This is a genomic window from Delftia sp. NA_296.1, from assembly GCF_052692095.1.
In genome coordinates, this window is record NZ_JBQZGF010000007.1 from 61,812 (window position 1) to 79,134 (window position 17,323).

The window sequence follows — 17,323 nt, forward strand, 5'->3', positions numbered from 1 at the left end:
TGCGCTTTCGTGACCCTGGCCAGTCCGGCCGGGGGACGCCGGCCTGCGCCTGAGTCTGAGCCTTCGCCGTCCTTGCCGACATCCATCACTTTCAGGAGACAACATGCCACACCCCTCCTTTCCTGTTCGCGCCGCGCTATGCCTGGCCGGTGCTGCTGCCGTGCCCTCGGCACCCGCCCTGGCCCAGGGCGTCACGCTCTATGGCCTGCTCGATGCATCCGTCGAGCACCTGACCGATGTGGGCCAGGGGGGCGCTTCGCTGAACCGCATGCCGGGCCTCACCGGCAGCGTGCCGTCGCGCATCGGCCTGCGCGGCTCGGAGGACCTGGGCGGCGGCCTGCGTGCCCTGTTCACGATGGAGCAGGGCCTGGCGCTCGACGCGGGCGTGCTGAACCAGGGCGGGCGCGCCTGGGGGCGCCAGGCCTTTGTCGGCCTGTCCGGCGACTGGGGCAGCCTCACACTGGGGCGCCAGTACACCATGCTGTACTGGTCCCAGCTCGATGCGGACATCCTCGGCCCGAATGCCTACGGCGCGGCCTCGCTGGACAGCTACCTGCCCAATGCGCGTGCGGACAACGCGCTTGCGTGGCGCGCCGGCCTTGGCGGCTTCACTGTCGGCGCGACCTACAGCCTGGGGCGTGATGCCGTCAACGCGGGCCCCGGTCCCGCGGGAACCAACTGCCCCGGCGAGCAGCCGGGCGACTCCAGCGCCTGCCGGCAATGGTCGGCAATGCTCAAGTACGAGGCCAAGGCCTGGGGCATCGCGCTGGCCGTCGATGAAATCCGTGGAGGCCCCGGCGCCTTCGCAGGCCTGACCAGCAGCGCGCGCAAGGACCGTCGCTCCACCGCCGCGGGATGGGTGCGCTGGGGAGCATGGAAGCTCGGCGCCGGGGTCATTGCCCGCCACAACGACGGCCGTCCCGATGCGCCACGCAGCGATCTCTGGTATCTGGGCGCCAGTGTCGCCGCCACACCGGCCCTGACCCTCGACGCGCAGGCCTTGGATCTGCGTTTCAGGCGAAGCGACGACGGGGCCCGGCTCTTTGCCCTGCGGGCCCAGTATTCGCTGTCCAAGCGCACCACGCTGTATGCGACCGCAGGGCATCTGTCCAACGAGGGAGCACTTGCGCTGTCGGTCAGCAATGCGGCGCCAGGCGCCGCGCCCGCCCCCGGGCGTTCGCAGAACGGCTTCGCTGCCGGCGTGCGGCATAGCTTCTGAGGCTCAACCCGCATGCAGGGCCCGCGTCCGCGTCCCGATCCATTTCCTTCCCACTTTCCACTTCCCACTTCCCGTTCCAGGAGACAGACCATGAAACTGATACGCCACGGCGCCAGCGGCTGCGAGAAGCCCGGCGCCATCGATTCCCAAGGCCAGGCGCGCGACCTGTCGGACCTGGTGCCCGATTTCACGCCCGAGTGGATGGCGCCCGGCAGGCTGGCCGCTCTGGCCGCCGTCGATCTGCAGCGGTTGCCGCTGGTGGCGCATGGCAGCCGCCTGGGCGCCCCTGTCGCCGGCACGCGCCAGTTCGTTGCCATCGGGCTCAACTACCGGCGGCATGCCGAGGAGTCGGGTCTCGACATTCCGAAGGAGCCCGTGGTCTTTCACAAGGCGCTTTCATCGCTGGCCGGGCCGGACGACGAGGTGCGCCTGCCCGAAGCGTCGGTTGCCACCGACTGGGAGATCGAACTGGGCTTTGTGATCGGCACGCGCGCAAGCCGCATCCCCGTGGAAGGTGCGCTCGCGCATGTGGCCGGCTACCTGCTGGCCAACGACATCTCCGAGCGTGACTGGCAGATCAAGCGCAACGGCCAGTGGGGAAAGGGCAAGAGCTTCGATGGCTTCGGCCCGGTCGGGCCGTGGCTGGTCACCACCGACGAGCTGCCCGACCCCCAGGCCATCGAACTGACGCTGTCCGTCAATGGCGAGGTCATGCAGCGCAGCAGCACGGCAGACATGATTTTTCCGGTGGCCTGTCTCGTGTCCTATCTGAGCCAGTTCATGACGCTGCTGCCCGGCGACCTTGTCATCACCGGCACGCCCGCAGGTGTCGGCCTGGGCATGAAGCCGCCCCGCTTCCTGAAGTCCGGCGATGTCATGACGCTGGACGGCGGGGTTCTTGGGCGGCAGCTCCAGCGGGTGCGGTGATGGCCTCGCCCGCCCACCGGCCGCGTGGCGCTGCCCGCCGGTCTTCGCACAGTGAGCATGCAAAGGAGGGGACACCATGAGCAGCCTTCCCACGCCATCTGGAACGACATACGGAACGCCATCCGGCACGGCCGGGCAGCCGGCCGTGCATTCGATCGATGAGTTTGTCTTCAGCGTGCCCGATCTCGAAGCGGCGCGGCATTTCTACGCCAGTTTCGGGCTCGAGGTGCGCGACATCGACGGCGCGCTGGCGCTGCACACCTACGGGCACCCCCACCGCTGGGCGCGGGTGCTGGAGGCCGCAACGCACAAGCGGCTGCAGTGGCTGAGCCTGGGCATCCATGCGGCCGATCTCGATGCCTTCTCGCGCCGGATCGACGGCGCGGGGATCGCACGCATTCCTGCGCCGGCCGGTGCCCAGGCCGACGGTATCTGGATCGCCAGCCCCGACGGGGTGCCCATCCAGCTGCGTGCAGCCGCCAAGAGCTCTCCGTCGGCGCCCGCACCGCACGTGCTGCCGCCGGCCTGCCGCAATGCCGGCCGCGCGCCGGCTCGCAGCCTCATGCCGCAGATCCGGCCGCTGCACCTGTCGCATGTGCTTTTGTTCTGCGCAGACGTGGATGCCGCGCTGGCGTTCTACACCGATGTGCTGGGACTCAGGCTCTCGGACCGCTCGGGCTCGGTCATCGCCTTCCTGCACAGCCCGCACGGCAGCGACCACCACCTGCTGGCACTGGCCGCATCGCATGGACCCGGCCTGCACCACAGCAGCTGGTGCGTGCCTTCTGTCGATGCCGTGGGCAGCGGCGCCCGGCAGATGGCCGAGGCGGGCTATGCGCAGGGCTGGGGCGTGGGCAGGCATGTGCTGGGCTCCAACTTCTTTCGCTATGTGCGCGATCCGTGGGGCAGCTTCGCCGAGTACTCCTGTGACATCGACTTTGTCGAGGCGGGCGCGGTGTGGCCTGCGGCCGACCATCCTCCCGAGGATTCGCTCTACGTCTGGGGGCCGGACGTGCCCGCCGACTTCGTCACCAACCACGAGCCGCCACGCTGAGGCGCCCGCCAATGCCCCAGACGCAGGAACGCCCCGCTGCCTTGCGGCATCGGGGCGCTTTTTTATGTGGGCACTTCTGTGGGTATTGCTCTTTTGTGCCTCGTAACCTATTGATTTATATGGCTATCTGGCGGAGGCTGTGAGATTCGAACTCACGGACGGTTGCCCGTCGGCAGTTTTCAAGACTGCTGGTTTAAACCACTCACCCAAACCTCCGAAGCTGCGTATTCTAGCCGGGCTTATGCCGCTCCTGCCGGGGCAGGGGGCGTAAAAAAGGCGCCCCTGTGAAGGGGCGCCTTTTTTGGGTGCGGCGCGGATCAGCCGCGGGCAGCGATGGCCTGGGCTGCGGCCAGGGCCGTCATGTTGACCACGCGGCGCACGGTGGCGGAGGGGGTCAGCACATGGGCTGCGGCAGCGCCGCCCAGCAGGATGGGGCCGATGGTCGTGCCGTGGCCGCCCGTGGTCTTGAGCACGTTGAACAGGATGTTCGCGGCGTCCAGGTTGGGGCAGATCAGCACGTTGGCCTCGCCGTGCAGCGAGGACTCGAGCAGGGCGCGGTCGCGGATGGCTTCAGACAGGGCGGAGTCGCCGTGCATTTCGCCGTCGCATTCCACGTCGGGGTTGGCGGCGGCGAACAGGTCGCGCGCGGCGCGCATCTTCAGCGCCGAGGGGCGGCTGGACGAGCCGTAGTTGCTGTGCGACAGGAAGGCCACCTTGGGCGGCAGGCCGAAGCGGGCCACTTCCTCGGCCGCCAGGCGGGCAATGTCGGCCAGCTCGGTGGCGTTGGGCGCCTCGTTGATGTAGGTGTCGGCGATGAACAGCGTGCCGCTGTCCAGCATCACGGCGTTGACGGTGGCGAATTCGCCAGCGCCTTGCTTGAGGCCGAGCACGTCGCGCACATGGGCCAGGTGGCTGTCGAACTTGCCGACCAGGCCGCAGAGCATGGCGTCGGCATCGCCCAGGTGGACCATGAGCGCGGCGATCAGCGTGTTGGAGCGGCGCACGGCGGCCTTGGCGGTCTCGGGCGTGACGCCGTTGCGGCCCATCAGGCGGTGGTAGGTTTCCCAATACTGGCGGAAGCGCGGATCGTCCTCGGGGTTGCAGATCTCCACGTCCTTGCCCAGCACCAGGCGCAGGCCGGCCTTGGCGATGCGGGCCTCGATCACGGCGGGGCGGCCGATCAGGATGGGCTTGGCCAGGCCGTCATCGACGGCGACCTGGGCGGCGCGCAGCACGCGCTCGTCTTCGCCTTCGGCATAGGCCACGCGCTGCTGGTTGGCCTTGGCAGCGGCGAACACCGGACGCATGAACATGCTGGTCTGGTAGACGAAGCGGGTCAGGCTCTCGCGGTAGGCGTCGTAGTCGGCGATGGGGCGGGTGGCGACGCCGGACTCTTCGGCAGCCTTGGCCACGGCCGGCGCGATGCGCAGGATCAGGCGGGTGTCGAAGGGCGTGGGGATCAGGTAGTCGGGGCCGAACTTCAGCTCCTTGCCCTGGTAGGCGGCGGCGACCTCATCGCTGACGTCCTGCTTGGCCAGTGCGGCGATTTCGCGCACGCAGGCCAGCTTCATGGCTTCGGTGATCTTGGTGGCGCCGCAGTCCAGCGCGCCACGGAAGATGTAGGGGAAGCACAGGACGTTGTTGACCTGGTTGGGGTAGTCCGAGCGGCCCGTGGCCATGATGCAGTCCGGGCGCACGGCCTTGGCCAGCTCGGGGCGGATCTCGGGCTCGGGGTTGGCCAGGGCCAGGATGATGGGCTTGTCGGCCATGGTCTTGACCATGTCGGCAGTGAGCACGCCGGGAGCCGAGCAGCCCAGGAAGACGTCGGCATCCTTGACGGCATCAGCCAGGGTGCGGGCGTCCGTCTTTTGCGCGTACTGGGCCTTGGAGGCGTCCAGGCCACCGGGGCGGCCTTCGTAGATCACGCCCTTGGAGTCGCACATGAAGACGTTTTCGCGCTTGACGCCCAGGCCCACCATCACGTTCACGCAGGCGATGGCAGCGGCGCCGGCGCCGGAGACGGCGATCTTGACGTTGCCGATCTGCTTGTCCACCAGCTCCAGCCCGTTGAGCAGGGCGGCGCTGGAGATGATGGCCGTGCCGTGCTGGTCGTCATGGAACACGGGGATGTTCATGCGCTTGGACAGCTCCTGCTCGATGTAGAAGCACTCGGGCGCCTTGATGTCCTCGAGGTTGATGCCGCCAAGCGTGGGTTCGAGCGAGGCGATGATCTCGATCAGCTTGTCCGGATCGCGCTCGGCCAGTTCGATGTCGAACACGTCGACGCCGGCGAACTTCTTGAACAGGCAGCCCTTGCCTTCCATCACAGGCTTGCCGGCCAGCGGGCCGATGTCGCCCAGGCCCAGCACGGCCGTGCCGTTGGTGATGACGCCGACCAGGTTGCCGCGCGCCGTGTATTCGGCGGCCAGCGAGGGGTCGGCCTGGATGTCCAGGCAGGGGTAGGCCACGCCGGGCGAATAGGCCAGCGACAGGTCGCGCTGGTTGGACAAGGGCTTGGTGGGCGTGACGGAGATCTTGCCCTTGTTGGGGCTGCGATGGTATTCGCGGGCTGCGTCGCGCAGGGCTTGTTCGGCGTTGGACAGGTTTTGGGTCATACAGGAATTCTCTGCAAATGCTCTCGGAGCTTACCGGATAGCTACAGCCTATGAGGGTCAGGACAGTTTTGCCTCAGGGATTTCGACAACAAGCCCCCTGGCGCCTATGGACGGCAGGGGGCGCACAGCCCGGCGGGTAGGCCGGGCGATTGTTGGGCGTGCCCGCCAGGGCGGGCACTGTTTCATCAGTGGGCGTCTGCCTGGCGTGCGGCCCGGACGGCAGCAGAGGTATCGCTGCTGGCTCCGTTGAAGAAAATGTTCAATGCCACCGCGGTAATCGAGGCCAGCAGGATACCGGATTCGATCAACGGATGAATGCCGTGGGGCATCCATTGGCGGAAATTCGGCGCCACCAGCGGAATCATGCCCACGCCGATGGACACGGCGACGATCATGGCGTTGTTGCGATTGGTCTGGAAATCCACGTTGCTCAGGATGCGGATGCCGGTGGAGGCCACCATGCCGAACATCACCAGGCCCGCGCCGCCCAGCACCACGGTGGGCAGGGACTCGACCAGGGCGCCCATCTTGGGCAGCACGCCCAGCACGATCAGGATCACGCCGCCGGCCACGCAGACCCAGCGGCTCTTGACGCCGGTGACGGCGACCAGGCCCACGTTCTGCGAGAAGCTGGTGTAGGGGAAGGTGTTGAAGATGCCGCCGATCAGCGTGCCCAGGCCGTCAGTGCGCAGGCCGCGCGTCAGCTCGTCCTGGCTGATCTTGCGATCGGTCATGTCGCCCAGGGCCAGGAACATGCCGGTGGACTCGATCATCACCACCACCATCACCAGGCTCATGGTGAGGATGAGGATGGGGTCGAACACCGGCGTGGCGATCTCGAAGGGCAGCACCATCGTGAACCATTCGGCCTTGGCGACCTTGCTGAAGTCCATCAGGCCCATGGCCACGGACAGCACGCCGCCGATCAGGATGCCCATGAGCACCGAGACGTTGGCCAGGAAGCCCTTGGCAAAGCGCGCGATCAGCAGGATGGACAGCAGCACGATGGCCGAGATGCCCACGCCGGTCAGGTCGCCGTACTTGGGGTTGGGGATGGTGGGCACCACCGCGAAACCCTTGGGCACGGGCGGCAGCGAGGAGCCCGGCGCGCCGGCCGTGGCCTGGGCGTCGGCCAGCCATTTCAGGTGCTCGGGGTTGGGCACGCTGGGAGCGGTGGGGCCGACGGGGTTGCCGAAGATCCAGTTCACGCCCACGCGCATCAGGCTGATGCCGATGACGGCAATGATGGTGCCGGTCACCACGGGCGGGAAAAAGCGCAGCATGCGGCTGATCAGCGGGGCGATGAGGATGGACACGATCCCCGCCCCTATCACCGAGCCGAAGATCAGCCCCGCCCCCGCCGAGCCGCCCGTGCTCTGCGCCATGGACACCATGGGCGCCACGCTGGCGAAGGTCACGCCCATCATCACGGGCAGCTTGATGCCGAACCACTGGGTCGCGCCCATGGCCTGGATCAGCGTGATCAGGCCGCAGCAAAACAGGTCGGCCGAGATCAGGTGGGCCACCTGCTCGGGCGGCAGGTTGAGTGCGCGGCCGACGATCAGGGGCACGGCCACGGCGCCCGCATACATCACGAGAACGTGCTGCAGGCCCAGCGCCGTGAGCTTGCCTGCGGGCAGCATCTCATCGACGGGATGAACGGAAGATTGCATGGGGATTTGTCTCCTCGGGATTTATGGGAACGGACGCCGGCGTGGCAGGGTTCGGCGCCAACATCCATACAAAAAGTGTATACAGATCATGGGAAATTTCTGCTCCCGGTAAACCCTGTTGCGGCAGTCGCGCCAACCCGTTTTGGTGCGCATCGCCTGCCAGGGCGGGAGTGCCATGGTGCATTGCAAGATGGATGCCAGCCGCCAGGCAAGCGCCAGGCACCGTGCTGGTGCCTGGCGGCCGCTACCGCGCGGCTTGGCGCGACTTGGACGCGGCTCGTGCGTGGCTCGTGCGCGGCTCTGGCGCACGGCATGGGCTGCGGCGGTGCATGTGCCCCGATGCGGTGCCCGGGCGCAAAAAAGCCCGGCGGCGCCGGGCTTGGGTGTCAGGCCTTGATGCGGGCCGTCAGGCGGTCAGGCGGTCAGGTCGCACAGCATGCGCGCGATGACCTTGGTGGCGCGGCGCAGGTCCTCCAGCACCAGGCGTTCGTCGGCGCGCTTGGCATGGGACTCCAGCACGGTGCGCGGGCCGGCGCCGTAGATCACGCCGGGAATGCCGCGCTCCACGTACAGGCGCACGTCGGTGTACAGCGGCGTGCCCACGGCCGGGGGCTTTTCGCCGAACACGGCTTCGCCATGGGCCTGGATGGCGTCCACCAGGGGCTTGTTGCCCGCCAGCGGCGTCATGGCATTGGCCAGCAGCAGGCGCTTGATGTCCACGCGCACGGCATCCTCGCCCGTGTAGCCGCCCTTGGCGTTGAAGTCGGCAATGGCCTGGGCGATGACGGCGCGGATGCTGGCCTCGACCTCGGCCGGGTTCTCCTCGGGGATCATGCGGCGGTCGATCTTGAGCACGACCTTGCCGGGCACCACGTTGGTGTTGGTGCCGCCTTCGATGCGGCCGATGTTCAGGTAGGGGTGCTTGATGCCCGGCACCTTGGAGGTCACCTGCTGGTACTTGGTGTTCTCGGCGTACAGCGCGTTCATCAGCACCACGGCGGCCTGCAGCGCGTCCACGCCCGTGTGGGGCACGGCGGCGTGGGCCATCTTGCCCTGCACGGTCACTTCCATCTGCAGGCAGCCGTTGTGGGCGGTGACGACTTCGTAGCTGAAGCCGGCCGCGACCATGAGGTCGGGCTTGGTGAGGTTGTTGGCCAGCAGCCAGCCGGGGCCCAGGATGCCGCCGAATTCCTCGTCATAGGTGAAGTGCAGTTCCACCGCGCCCTTGGATGGCCTGGCCACGGCTTCGAGCGCACGCACGGCGTAGGTGAAGGTGGCGAAGTCGCTCTTGCTCACAGCGGCGGCGCGGCCGTAGAGCTTGCCGTCCTCGATGGCGGCGCCATAGGGGTCCTGGGTCCAGCCTTCACCGGGCGGCACCACGTCGCCGTGGGCGTTCAGCGCGATGGTCAGGCCGCCGCCGGCGTCACCTGCGCTGCCGTAGGGGCGGCGCACGATCAGGTTGGTGATGGATTCCATGCCGTAGGCCTTGACCTCGGCCTCGGGCACGGTGTGCTTCTCGGCCTCGTAGCCCAGGGTCTTGAGCAGCTCGGCCGTGCGCTCGGCGTGGGGTGCGTTGTTGCCGGGCGGGGTGTCGGTCGGAACCTGGACCAGGGCCTGCAGGAATTGCACCTCTTCATCGAAGTGCTGGTCGATCCAGGCGTCCAGGGCGGCGTAGGTGGCTTGCTTGTCTTGGTTCATGTCGGTCATTGCTGCTCTTGGGCCAGCTGGTTCAGTACGTGGGAGAAGGCATCGACGGACAGTTGCATGTCGTCGGCGGTGGAGCTTTCCAGCGGGTTGTGGCTGATGCCGGCGTTCAGGCCGCGCACGAACAGCATGGCCTGGGGCATGATTTCGTGCAGCTTCATGGCGTCGTGGCCGGCGCCGCTGGGCATGCGGTACAGGGGCACGCCCAGGGCGTCCACGGCGGCTTCCCAGCGCTGCTGCCATTCGGGGGCGCTGGGGGCGGCGGCGGCCTTCATGGCCAGCTCGGTGCTGTAGCGCAGGCCACGGCGCTGGGCGATGGCCTCGATCTCGGCCAGGATGTCGGCCACCATGGCGTCGCGCTGTTCGTTGGTGGGCGCGCGCAGGTCCAGGCTGAACTGGCAGCGGCCGGGGACCACGTTGACCGAGCCGCTGGGCACATTGAGCTGGCCCATGGTGGCCACCGAGGTGCCGTCGCGCGCGGCGCGCTTTTCGATGTACAGCGCCAGCTCGGCCACGCCGCAGGCGGCATCGCGGCGGCGGTCCATGGGCGTGGTGCCGGCGTGGCTGGCCATGCCGATCATCTCGCAGATGTAGCGCGCGCTGCCGTTGATGGAGGTGACGATGCCCAGCGGGATGTCCAGCTCGTTGAGCACCGGGCCCTGTTCGATGTGCACTTCGATGAAGCCCAGGTAGCGGGCCGGATCGCGCTGCAGCTTCGGAATGTCGTCAATGCACAGGCCGGCATGCTGCATGGCCTCGCGCAGGGTGATGCCGTCGGCATCCTTTTGCTCCAGCCATTCCTGCCTGAAGTCGCCGATCAGTGCGCCCGAGCCCAGGAAGGTGGCCTTGTAGCGCTGGCCTTCCTCTTCGGAAAAGCCCACGACCTCGATGTGGAACGGCAGGCGCTTGCCCTGGCGGTGCAGCTCGCGCACGCAGGCCATGGGCACGAAGATGCCCAGGCGGCCGTCGTACTTGCCGCCGTTGCGCACGGTGTCGTAGTGGCTGCCGGTCAGCAGGGTCTTGGCGTCCTCGGTGGCTGCCTTGTAGCGGCCCACGACGTTGCCCACGGCGTCGATCTCGACCTCGTCGAAGCCGCAGTCGCGCATCCAGTGGCTGATGCGCTGGGCGCAGGCGCGGTGGGCATCGGTCAGGTAGGTGACGGTGAGCTGGCCCTTTTCGGCATAGCCGGGGTCGCTGTGCTGGGCCAGCTTTTCCTGCCAGTCCCAGACATCGTTGCCCAGCTCGGGCGTGTAGCCGAACTTGTCGTTCAGGCGGATCTCGGCAATGCGGTGGATGTTGCGCAGCGCCTCGCCCAGCTCGAAGTCGGGGTGGTTGTGCAGGCGGCGCTCGAAGGTCTCGATGATCTCGGCCTTGGCCAGGCCCGCGCCGCGCGGACCGCGCACGGCCAGGATGAAGGGAAAGCCGAAGCGCTTGCCGTACTCGGCGTTGAGCTTGCGGATGTGCTCCAGCTCCTCGGGCGTGCAGCGCGTCAGGCCGGCCTTGTTCTGCTCGTTGGTGGATTCGGCCGTGAGCGTGTTGGTCTCCATGGCCTTGCCGGCCAGCTCCGGGTGGGCGCGGATCAGGTCGAGCTTGGCCTGCACGGGCGCCTTGTCCAGCACCTGGGCCATGGCGTACTTGATCTGTGCCAGCGAGCGGAAGGGGCGCTGGGCCAGCGCGGCCTCGGCAATCCAGGGCGAGTGTTCGTAGAGGCCGTCGAGCAGACCGGCGGCGGTGGCCAGGTCGGCGGCGTTGAGTTGTTCCAGCGTCAGAGCCATGCTGCGTTATTCCTTGTCGGGATGGTGGTGCGCCCAGTGGCGCGCGAGGTCGATGCGGCGGCAGACCCAGACCTTGTCGTGCCGCTGAATGTGGTCCAGAAAGCGCTGCAGTGCCGTGATGCGGCCGGGGCGGCCCAGCAGGCGGCAGTGCATGCCAATGCTCATCATCTTGGGGGAGTCATCGCCGGCCGGATCGCCCTCGGCGTAGAGGGCGTCGAACGTGTCCTTCAGGTATTGGAAGAACGGGTCGGCGTGCGAGTAGCCCTGGGGCAGGGCGAAGCGCATGTCGTTGCAGTCCAGCGTGTAGGGCACGATGAGCTGGCTGCGGGTGCTGCCGTCGCTCCTGCCGACCTTCATCCAGAAGGGCAGGTCGTCGCCGTAGTAGTCGCTGTCGTAGGCGAAGCGGCCGTCGTCGGCCACCAGGCGGTGGGTGTTGGGGCTGTCGCGGCCCGTGTACCAGCCCAGGCCGTGGTCGCCATCGTGGCCGTACAGCTCGCCGAAGATCTCCATGCACTGGCGCATGTGCTCGCGCTCGACCTCGGCGGGAATGTTCTGGTAGTGGATCCACTTGAGGCCGTGGCAGGCCACTTCATGGCCCAGCTCGTCGAAGGCCTGGGCCAGCTCACGGTGCTTTTGCAGGGCCGTGGCCACGCCGAACACGGTCAGCGGCAGGCCGCGCTTCTCGAACTCGCGCAGGATGCGCCAGACGCCTGCGCGCGAGCCGTATTCATAGATGCCTTCCATGCTCATGTGGCGCTCGGGGTAGGCGGCCGGGTTGAACATTTCGGACAGGAACTGCTCGCTGGCGGCGTCGCCGTGCAGCACGCAGTTCTCGCCGCCCTCTTCATAGTTGAGGACGAACTGCACGGCCACGCGGGCCTGGCCTGGCCAGCGGGCGTGGGGGGGCGTGCGACCGTAGCCGATCAGGTCGCGGGGATAGGGGGCAGTGGCGTCGTAGGTCATGCGGATACGGAGGAAAGGGCCATCGAAAGATCGCTGGTCGGCATGTCGCGGTCGAAGGTCAGGCCGGCTTCCACGTGGTCCAGGTGCTGCTGCATGAGCTGCACGGCGTGGTCGGCGTCGCCGCCGGCCAGGGCCGTGACGATTTCGGCATGCTCGTCATGGGAATGCTCGGCGGCCGTGCTGGACTGGTACATCAGCGTGATCAGCGCGCAGCGCGAGATCAGTTCGCCCAGCAACTGGGCCAGCACCTCGTTGCCCATGAGCTCGGCCATGCGCACGTGGAAGTCGCCCAGCAGCTCGGTACGCTGGCCGACGTCGTTGCCGTCCATGGCCTTTTTCTCGGCCGCCACGTGCTGCCGCAGCGCGCGGATCTTGGCCGGCGTGCTCTGGGCGATGAAGGCGCGCACCATCTCGGCTTCGAGCATGCGGCGCACGGCGAAGACCTGGCGCGCCTCGTCCACCGAGGGCGTGGCCACGAAGGCCCCGCGCGCGGGTTCGAGCCGGATCAGGCGGTTTTGCGACAGCTGGAACAGCGCCTGGCGCACCAGGGTGCGCGAGACGCCGAAATGGTCTGCCAATTTCTGCTCGGCCAGCTTGGTGCCGGGCAGAAGACGGTGTTCGACGATGGCCCGGGTCAGGCTCTCGACAATGAAACTGGTGGTGGAAGTCTCCATTCAGCCATCATAGCGGCTGGTCACAAGAGTTGTATACAGTTTCTGTCTACTGCTTATTGGCGTTTCCCCGCATACGGCATGCCTTTTCAGAAACCGGGCGCGGCCGTGTCGAAGTGCCGTGCCAGGTGCTCGACAAAGCGCTGCACGCGCTGGGTTGCCGCATGCCGCTGCGGATAGACCACATGGATGTCGGCCGGCGCCGTGGCATGGTCGGCCAGCACCTGCACCAGGCGGCCGCTGCGCAGGTAGCGGGCGACATCCCATTCGGCGCGCATGACGATGCCCAGGCCGGCCAGGGCCCAGCCCACGGCGATCTCGCCATCGTTGGTGCTCAGGCTGTCGCGCAGGCGGATGGCCTCGGTCTTGCGGCCGGGGCCGTTGTGGGTGAAGCGCCAGACGCCGTGGGTGTCGTCGCCCTGGCGGATGTCGATGCAGTCGTGCTGCATCAGCTCGCGCGGGGTGGCTGGCGTGCCGCGCCGTGCCAGGTAGGCGGCAGACGCGCACAGCAGCCGCCGGTTGGGCGCCAGGCGCCGCGCGATGATGCGCGCGTCCGGCGGTTCGCCAAAGCGTATGCACAGGTCGAAGCTGTCATCGACCAGGGGCGGCGGCGAGGCCGACAGCTGCAGCTGCACCTGGATCTGCGGGTGCCTGCGCACGAAGCTGGCGATCAGCGGCGCGATATGGCTGCGACCGAATCCCAGCGTGGCATTGATGCGCAGCAGGCCCTGCGGCTGCCCGGGCATGCCGGCCACGGCCTGCTCCATGGCGGCAATGTCGTCCAGGATGCGCCGCGCATGGGCCAGGTAGGTCTGGCCCTCATCGGTCAGGCCCAGGCGCCGCGTCGTGCGGCTGACCAGTTGCACGCCCAGCCGCGCCTCCATCTGGGACAGGCGCTTGCTGGCCGCCGGCGTGGTGATGCCCAGCTCGCGGGCCGTGGCCGACAGGCTGGCGCTGCGGGCCAGCAGGCAGAAGAAGGCCATCTCCGATGGCGCTGAGACGGGTGTGCTCATTGTTGAATCAAAGTGAACGATGCCATCACTCTAGAGGCGCGCGCGGCGTTGTTCCATCGATAGATTCACGGACAAGGCCATGGAACCGCATGGCGCTTCATCCACCGCAATCCAAGGAGCCCTCATGACAAAGACATACCGCATCGCCTGCATTCCCGGCGATGGCATCGGCAAGGAAGTGGTGCCCGCAGGGCAGGAGGTGCTGCAGGCGCTGGCCGAAACCCAGCCCGGCCTGGGCTTTGCCTTCACCAGTTTCGGCTGGGGCGGCGACTGGTACCGCGCGCACGGCGAGATGATGCCGGCCGACGGGCTGGACGCGCTGCGCGGCCAGGACGCCATCCTGTTCGGCTCGGCCGGCGACCCGCACATTCCCGACCATGTCACGCTGTGGGGCCTGCGCCTGAAGATCTGCCAGGGGTTCGATCAGTACGCCAATGTGCGGCCCACGCGCATCCTGCCCGGCATCGATGCGCCGCTCAAGCGCTGCGCGCGAGAGGACCTGGACTGGGTCATCGTGCGCGAGAACTCCGAAGGCGAATACGCGGGCGTGGGCGGCCGCGCCCACCAGGGCCATCCCATCGAGGTGGCCACCGACGTGAGCATGATGACCCGCGCGGGCGTGGAGCGCATCATGCGCTTTGCCTTCCGCCTGGCGCAGTCGCGGCCGCGCAAGCTGCTGACGGTGATCACCAAGTCCAACGCCCAGCGCCATGCCATGGTGATGTGGGACGAGATTGCGGTGCAGGTGGCCGCCGAGTTTCCCGACGTGCGCTGGGACAAGGAGCTGGTGGACGCGGCCACGGCGCGCATGGTCAACCGCCCCGCCTCGCTGGACACCCTGGTCGCCACCAACCTGCATGCCGACATCCTCAGCGACCTGGCGGCCGCGCTGGCCGGCAGCCTGGGCATTGCGCCCACGGGCAACATCGACCCGGAGCGCCGCTATCCCAGCATGTTCGAGCCCATCCACGGATCGGCCTTCGACATCATGGGCCAGGGCCTGGCCAACCCCGTGGGCACCTTCTGGAGCTGCGTGATGCTGCTGGAGCACCTGGGCAAGCACCGCGCCGCGCAGCGCCTGATGCAGGCCGTGGAGCAGGTGACGGCCGATGCCGCGCTGCACACGCGCGACCTGGGCGGCAAGGCCACCACGCGCCAGGTCACCGACGCGGTCTGCACTCGGCTGCGCGCGCAGACCGCCGAGGTCCAGGCCGAGCCCGTGCCTGCCTGAGCGTGCGCTGCATGGTCCGATAACCCACAAAAGAACAGACAGGAGACAAGCCATGAACCGCATCACCAGGGTTGCCGCCGCGTGCGCGCTGGCCACCGCCACCATTGCAGCCGCCATGTCTTCGGCCTGGGCCCAGGCCTGGCCGGCGCGCCCCGTCAACCTCATCGTGCCGTTTCCCGCAGGCGGCACCACCGACGTGCTGGCACGTGCGCTGGGCCAGGAGCTGTCCAAGAGTCTGGGCCAGCCCGTGGTCGTGGAAAACCGCCCCGGCGCGGGCGCCACCCTGGGCGCCGACCATGTGGTCAAGGCGAAACCTGACGGCTACACCCTGCTCATGGGCGCCGTGCACCACACCATTGCCACCAGCGTCTACCGCAGGCTGGGCTATGACTTCCAGAAGGACCTGGCGCCCATCACCGTGGTGGCCGTGGTCCCCAATGTGCTGGTGGTCAATCCGCAGGTGCCCGCCAAAACCGTGCAGGAGCTGCTGGCCCAGGCTCGGGCCCAGCCCGGCAAGCTGGCCTATGGCTCCAACGGCGCGGGCACGGGCCAGCACCTGATCGGCGCGCAGTTCGAGTCCATGGGCGGCGTGCAGCTGCTGCACGTGCCCTACAAGGGCAGCGGGCCGCTGACCACGGATCTGCTGGGCGGGCAGATCGCCATGTCCTTCGATACCGTCACGCCTGTGCTGCCCCACATCAAGGCTGGCAAGCTGCGCGCGCTGGCCGTGACCACGGCCCGGCGCTCGGTGGCCCTGCCCGATGTGCCCACGCTGGACGAGGCCGGGCTCAAGGGCTTCGACATGGGCACCTGGTTCGGCGTGCTGGCACCGGCCGCCACGCCCCGGGAGGTACTGGCGCGGCTGGGCGCGGACATGAACCGCATCATCGAGTCCCCGCAGTTCCGCAGGAAGATGGAAGAGATAGGCGCCGAGCCCATCGGCGGATCGCCCGAGCAGATGGCGCGCCAGATCCGCGACGACACCGACCGCTTCGCCAGGCTGGTGAAGGATGCCAAGGTGGCCCTGGATTGAGTTGAGTTGGCGCGAGGAACGAGGCCGGGCGAATCAGTTGTGACTTGACCGCATGCCACCGCCGGTGCAGGAAATTCCATAATGCCCGGCGGAGACAACACACCATGACCAGCACCACGGACCTGCACCTCACCGATCCCCAAGCCTTTCTGCTCGACCTCTACCGCGCTGCGGTCAAGGATGCGCAGCCCCTGTACAGCATGGCCCAATGCCTGCCAAAGCCTCCCAAGGGCCGCACCCTGGTGCTGGGCGCGGGCAAGGCCGGCGGCTCCATGGCCCAGGCGCTGGAGGCGCTGTGGCCAGCGGACGCGCCGCTGTCCGGCCTCGTGGTCACGCGCTACCACCACATCCCGCCGCGCCCCGAAGGGCTGGCGCAGCGCATTGAGGTGGTCGAGGCCGCCCACCCCGTGCCCGATGCGGCAGGCCTGGCCGCCGCCGAACGCATCCTCGCACTGACCGAAGGGCTGACCGAGGACGACCTCGTGCTGTGCCTGATCTCGGGCGGCGGCTCGGCCCTGCTGACCCTGCCTGCCGAAGGCATCGACCTGGAGGAAAAGCAGCGCATCAACCGCGCCCTGCTGGAAAGCGGCGCCGCCATCGGCGAGATGAACTGCGTGCGCAAGCACCTGTCGCGCATCAAGGGCGGGCGCCTGGGCGCGGCCTGCGCGCCTGCGCGCGTGGTCACTCTGACCATCAGCGATGTGCCGGGCGACGATCCCTCCATCATCGCCAGCGGCCCCACAGTGCCCGATGCCAGCAGCTGCGCCGACGCGCTGGCCATCCTCGCGCGCTACCGCATCGACGTGCCCGAATCCGTGCGCCGCGCGCTGGAGGCGGGCGAGCTGGAAACCCCCAAGCCCGGCGACGCGCGCTTTGCGGGCCACGAGGTACACATGATCGCCACGCCCCAGCACTCGCTGGAGGCGGCCGCACGCGTGGCCGAGGCCGCAGGCCTGCGCACCCATGTGCTGTCCGACGAGATCGAGGGCGAATCGCGCGAAGTCGCCAAGGTCCACGCCGCCCTGGCGCGCGCCGTGGCGCGCCACGGCCAGCCGTTTGCAAAGCCCTGCGTGATCCTGTCCGGCGGCGAGACCACGGTCACCATCCGGCAGCGCCCGGCCGGCACGCCCAAGGGACGCGGTGGCCGGGCTGGAGAGTTCTGCATGGGCCTGGCCCAGGCCCTGCAGGGGCAGGAGAAGGTCTGGGCGCTGGCGGCCGATACCGATGGCATCGATGGCGTGGAAGACAACGCGGGAGCGCGCGTGTCACCGGATACGTTGGCGCGGGCCCAGGACCAGGGTATGCGGATTGCCGAGTATCTGGATCGCAATGATGCGTATGGGTTCTTTGATGCGTTGGGGGATCTGGTGGTGACCGGTCCTACGCATACCAACGTGAACGACTTTCGGGCGATTCTGGTTCTCTAGGTTTTTGCTCCTGCCGGG

Annotated in this window: 13 protein-coding genes and 1 tRNA gene; 6 read left to right on the plus strand and 8 right to left on the minus strand. The window is 68.1% G+C overall.

Translation table 11 applies throughout. From position 1 onward, the window contains the following. Positions 1-103 precede the first annotated feature (103 nt). The 3 genes from ACUTR7_RS18110 to ACUTR7_RS18120 all read left to right on the plus strand — a co-directional run bounded on the left by ACUTR7_RS18110 (position 104) and on the right by ACUTR7_RS18120 (position 3,200). Positions 104-1,219 (plus strand): porin, encoded by a 1,116-nt coding sequence (locus ACUTR7_RS18110; protein ID WP_445609472.1) that lies wholly within the window; start codon positions 104-106, stop codon positions 1,217-1,219. A gap of 90 nt (positions 1,220-1,309) precedes the next feature. Next, on the plus strand, positions 1,310-2,146 hold the full coding sequence (locus ACUTR7_RS18115) for a fumarylacetoacetate hydrolase family protein (protein WP_197942712.1): 837 nt from the start codon (positions 1,310-1,312) through the stop codon (positions 2,144-2,146). A 76-nt stretch (positions 2,147-2,222) separates the two neighbouring features. Then, the gene (locus ACUTR7_RS18120; RefSeq protein WP_445609473.1) at positions 2,223-3,200 is read left to right on the plus strand and encodes a VOC family protein; all 978 of its coding nucleotides are present in this window, start codon (positions 2,223-2,225) and stop codon (positions 3,198-3,200) included. A 128-nt stretch (positions 3,201-3,328) separates the two neighbouring features. Here ACUTR7_RS18120 and ACUTR7_RS18125 read toward each other — a convergent pair. The 8 genes from ACUTR7_RS18125 to ACUTR7_RS18160 form a co-directional block, all read right to left on the minus strand. Continuing rightward, a tRNA-Ser gene (locus tag ACUTR7_RS18125) sits at positions 3,329-3,416 on the minus strand. Between the two features lie 101 nt (positions 3,417-3,517). Then, positions 3,518-5,815 (minus strand): NADP-dependent malic enzyme, encoded by a 2,298-nt coding sequence (locus tag ACUTR7_RS18130; RefSeq protein WP_012204029.1) that lies wholly within the window; start codon positions 5,813-5,815, stop codon positions 3,518-3,520. Positions 5,816-6,000: 185 nt separating this feature from the next. Then, the gene (locus ACUTR7_RS18135) at positions 6,001-7,488 is read right to left on the minus strand and encodes a nucleobase:cation symporter-2 family protein (protein ID WP_013803717.1); all 1,488 of its coding nucleotides are present in this window, start codon (positions 7,486-7,488) and stop codon (positions 6,001-6,003) included. Positions 7,489-7,902: 414 nt separating this feature from the next. Further along, the gene (locus tag ACUTR7_RS18140) at positions 7,903-9,195 is read right to left on the minus strand and encodes a M20 family metallopeptidase (protein WP_197957113.1); all 1,293 of its coding nucleotides are present in this window, start codon (positions 9,193-9,195) and stop codon (positions 7,903-7,905) included. After that, positions 9,192-10,967, minus strand: coding sequence for a 2-oxo-4-hydroxy-4-carboxy-5-ureidoimidazoline decarboxylase (gene uraD / locus ACUTR7_RS18145; RefSeq protein ID WP_043823985.1), 1,776 nt, complete (start codon positions 10,965-10,967; stop codon positions 9,192-9,194). Before uraD ends, ACUTR7_RS18140 begins: the two co-directional genes overlap by 4 nt. A gap of 6 nt (positions 10,968-10,973) precedes the next feature. Then, the gene (puuE, locus tag ACUTR7_RS18150; RefSeq protein ID WP_013803714.1) at positions 10,974-11,930 is read right to left on the minus strand and encodes an allantoinase PuuE; all 957 of its coding nucleotides are present in this window, start codon (positions 11,928-11,930) and stop codon (positions 10,974-10,976) included. Then, positions 11,927-12,604, minus strand: coding sequence for a GntR family transcriptional regulator (locus tag ACUTR7_RS18155; protein WP_012204034.1), 678 nt, complete (start codon positions 12,602-12,604; stop codon positions 11,927-11,929). Before ACUTR7_RS18155 ends, puuE begins: the two co-directional genes overlap by 4 nt. An 86-nt stretch (positions 12,605-12,690) precedes the next feature. Next, on the minus strand, positions 12,691-13,614 hold the full coding sequence (locus ACUTR7_RS18160; protein ID WP_043823989.1) for a LysR family transcriptional regulator: 924 nt from the start codon (positions 13,612-13,614) through the stop codon (positions 12,691-12,693). A 124-nt stretch (positions 13,615-13,738) separates the two neighbouring features. Here ACUTR7_RS18160 and ACUTR7_RS18165 point away from each other — a divergent pair, with 124 nt between their 5' ends. The 3 genes from ACUTR7_RS18165 (at position 13,739) to ACUTR7_RS18175 (ending at position 17,305) form a co-directional block, all read left to right on the plus strand. Further along, positions 13,739-14,845 carry a tartrate dehydrogenase gene (locus ACUTR7_RS18165; RefSeq protein WP_445609474.1) on the plus strand — a complete coding sequence of 369 codons (1,107 nt, stop codon included), beginning with the start codon at positions 13,739-13,741 and terminating at the stop codon, positions 14,843-14,845. A 52-nt stretch (positions 14,846-14,897) separates the two neighbouring features. After that, positions 14,898-15,878 carry a Bug family tripartite tricarboxylate transporter substrate binding protein gene (locus tag ACUTR7_RS18170; RefSeq protein ID WP_445609475.1) on the plus strand — a complete coding sequence of 327 codons (981 nt, stop codon included), beginning with the start codon at positions 14,898-14,900 and terminating at the stop codon, positions 15,876-15,878. Positions 15,879-15,982: 104 nt separating this feature from the next. Beyond that, positions 15,983-17,305, plus strand: coding sequence for a glycerate kinase type-2 family protein (locus tag ACUTR7_RS18175; protein WP_096915543.1), 1,323 nt, complete (start codon positions 15,983-15,985; stop codon positions 17,303-17,305). Positions 17,306-17,323: the final 18 nt, after the last annotated feature.

Excerpts from the sequence above, each read along its gene's own strand:
- ACUTR7_RS18155 (WP_012204034.1), bottom strand. The coding sequence starts at position 12,604 with ATGGAGACTTCCACCACCAGTTTCATTGTCGAGAGCCTGACCCGGGCC.
- uraD (WP_043823985.1), bottom strand. The coding sequence starts at position 10,967 with ATGGCTCTGACGCTGGAACAACTCAACGCCGCCGACCTGGCCACCGCC.
- ACUTR7_RS18140 (WP_197957113.1), bottom strand. The coding sequence starts at position 9,195 with ATGACCGACATGAACCAAGACAAGCAAGCCACCTACGCCGCCCTGGAC.
- puuE (WP_013803714.1), bottom strand. The coding sequence starts at position 11,930 with ATGACCTACGACGCCACTGCCCCCTATCCCCGCGACCTGATCGGCTAC.
- ACUTR7_RS18175 (WP_096915543.1), top strand. The coding sequence starts at position 15,983 with ATGACCAGCACCACGGACCTGCACCTCACCGATCCCCAAGCCTTTCTG.
- ACUTR7_RS18135 (WP_013803717.1), bottom strand. The coding sequence starts at position 7,488 with ATGCAATCTTCCGTTCATCCCGTCGATGAGATGCTGCCCGCAGGCAAG.
- ACUTR7_RS18170 (WP_445609475.1), top strand. The coding sequence starts at position 14,898 with ATGAACCGCATCACCAGGGTTGCCGCCGCGTGCGCGCTGGCCACCGCC.
- ACUTR7_RS18160 (WP_043823989.1), bottom strand. The coding sequence starts at position 13,614 with ATGAGCACACCCGTCTCAGCGCCATCGGAGATGGCCTTCTTCTGCCTG.
- ACUTR7_RS18110 (WP_445609472.1), top strand. The coding sequence starts at position 104 with ATGCCACACCCCTCCTTTCCTGTTCGCGCCGCGCTATGCCTGGCCGGT.
- ACUTR7_RS18120 (WP_445609473.1), top strand. The coding sequence starts at position 2,223 with ATGAGCAGCCTTCCCACGCCATCTGGAACGACATACGGAACGCCATCC.
- ACUTR7_RS18165 (WP_445609474.1), top strand. The coding sequence starts at position 13,739 with ATGACAAAGACATACCGCATCGCCTGCATTCCCGGCGATGGCATCGGC.
- ACUTR7_RS18130 (WP_012204029.1), bottom strand. The coding sequence starts at position 5,815 with ATGACCCAAAACCTGTCCAACGCCGAACAAGCCCTGCGCGACGCAGCC.
- ACUTR7_RS18115 (WP_197942712.1), top strand. The coding sequence starts at position 1,310 with ATGAAACTGATACGCCACGGCGCCAGCGGCTGCGAGAAGCCCGGCGCC.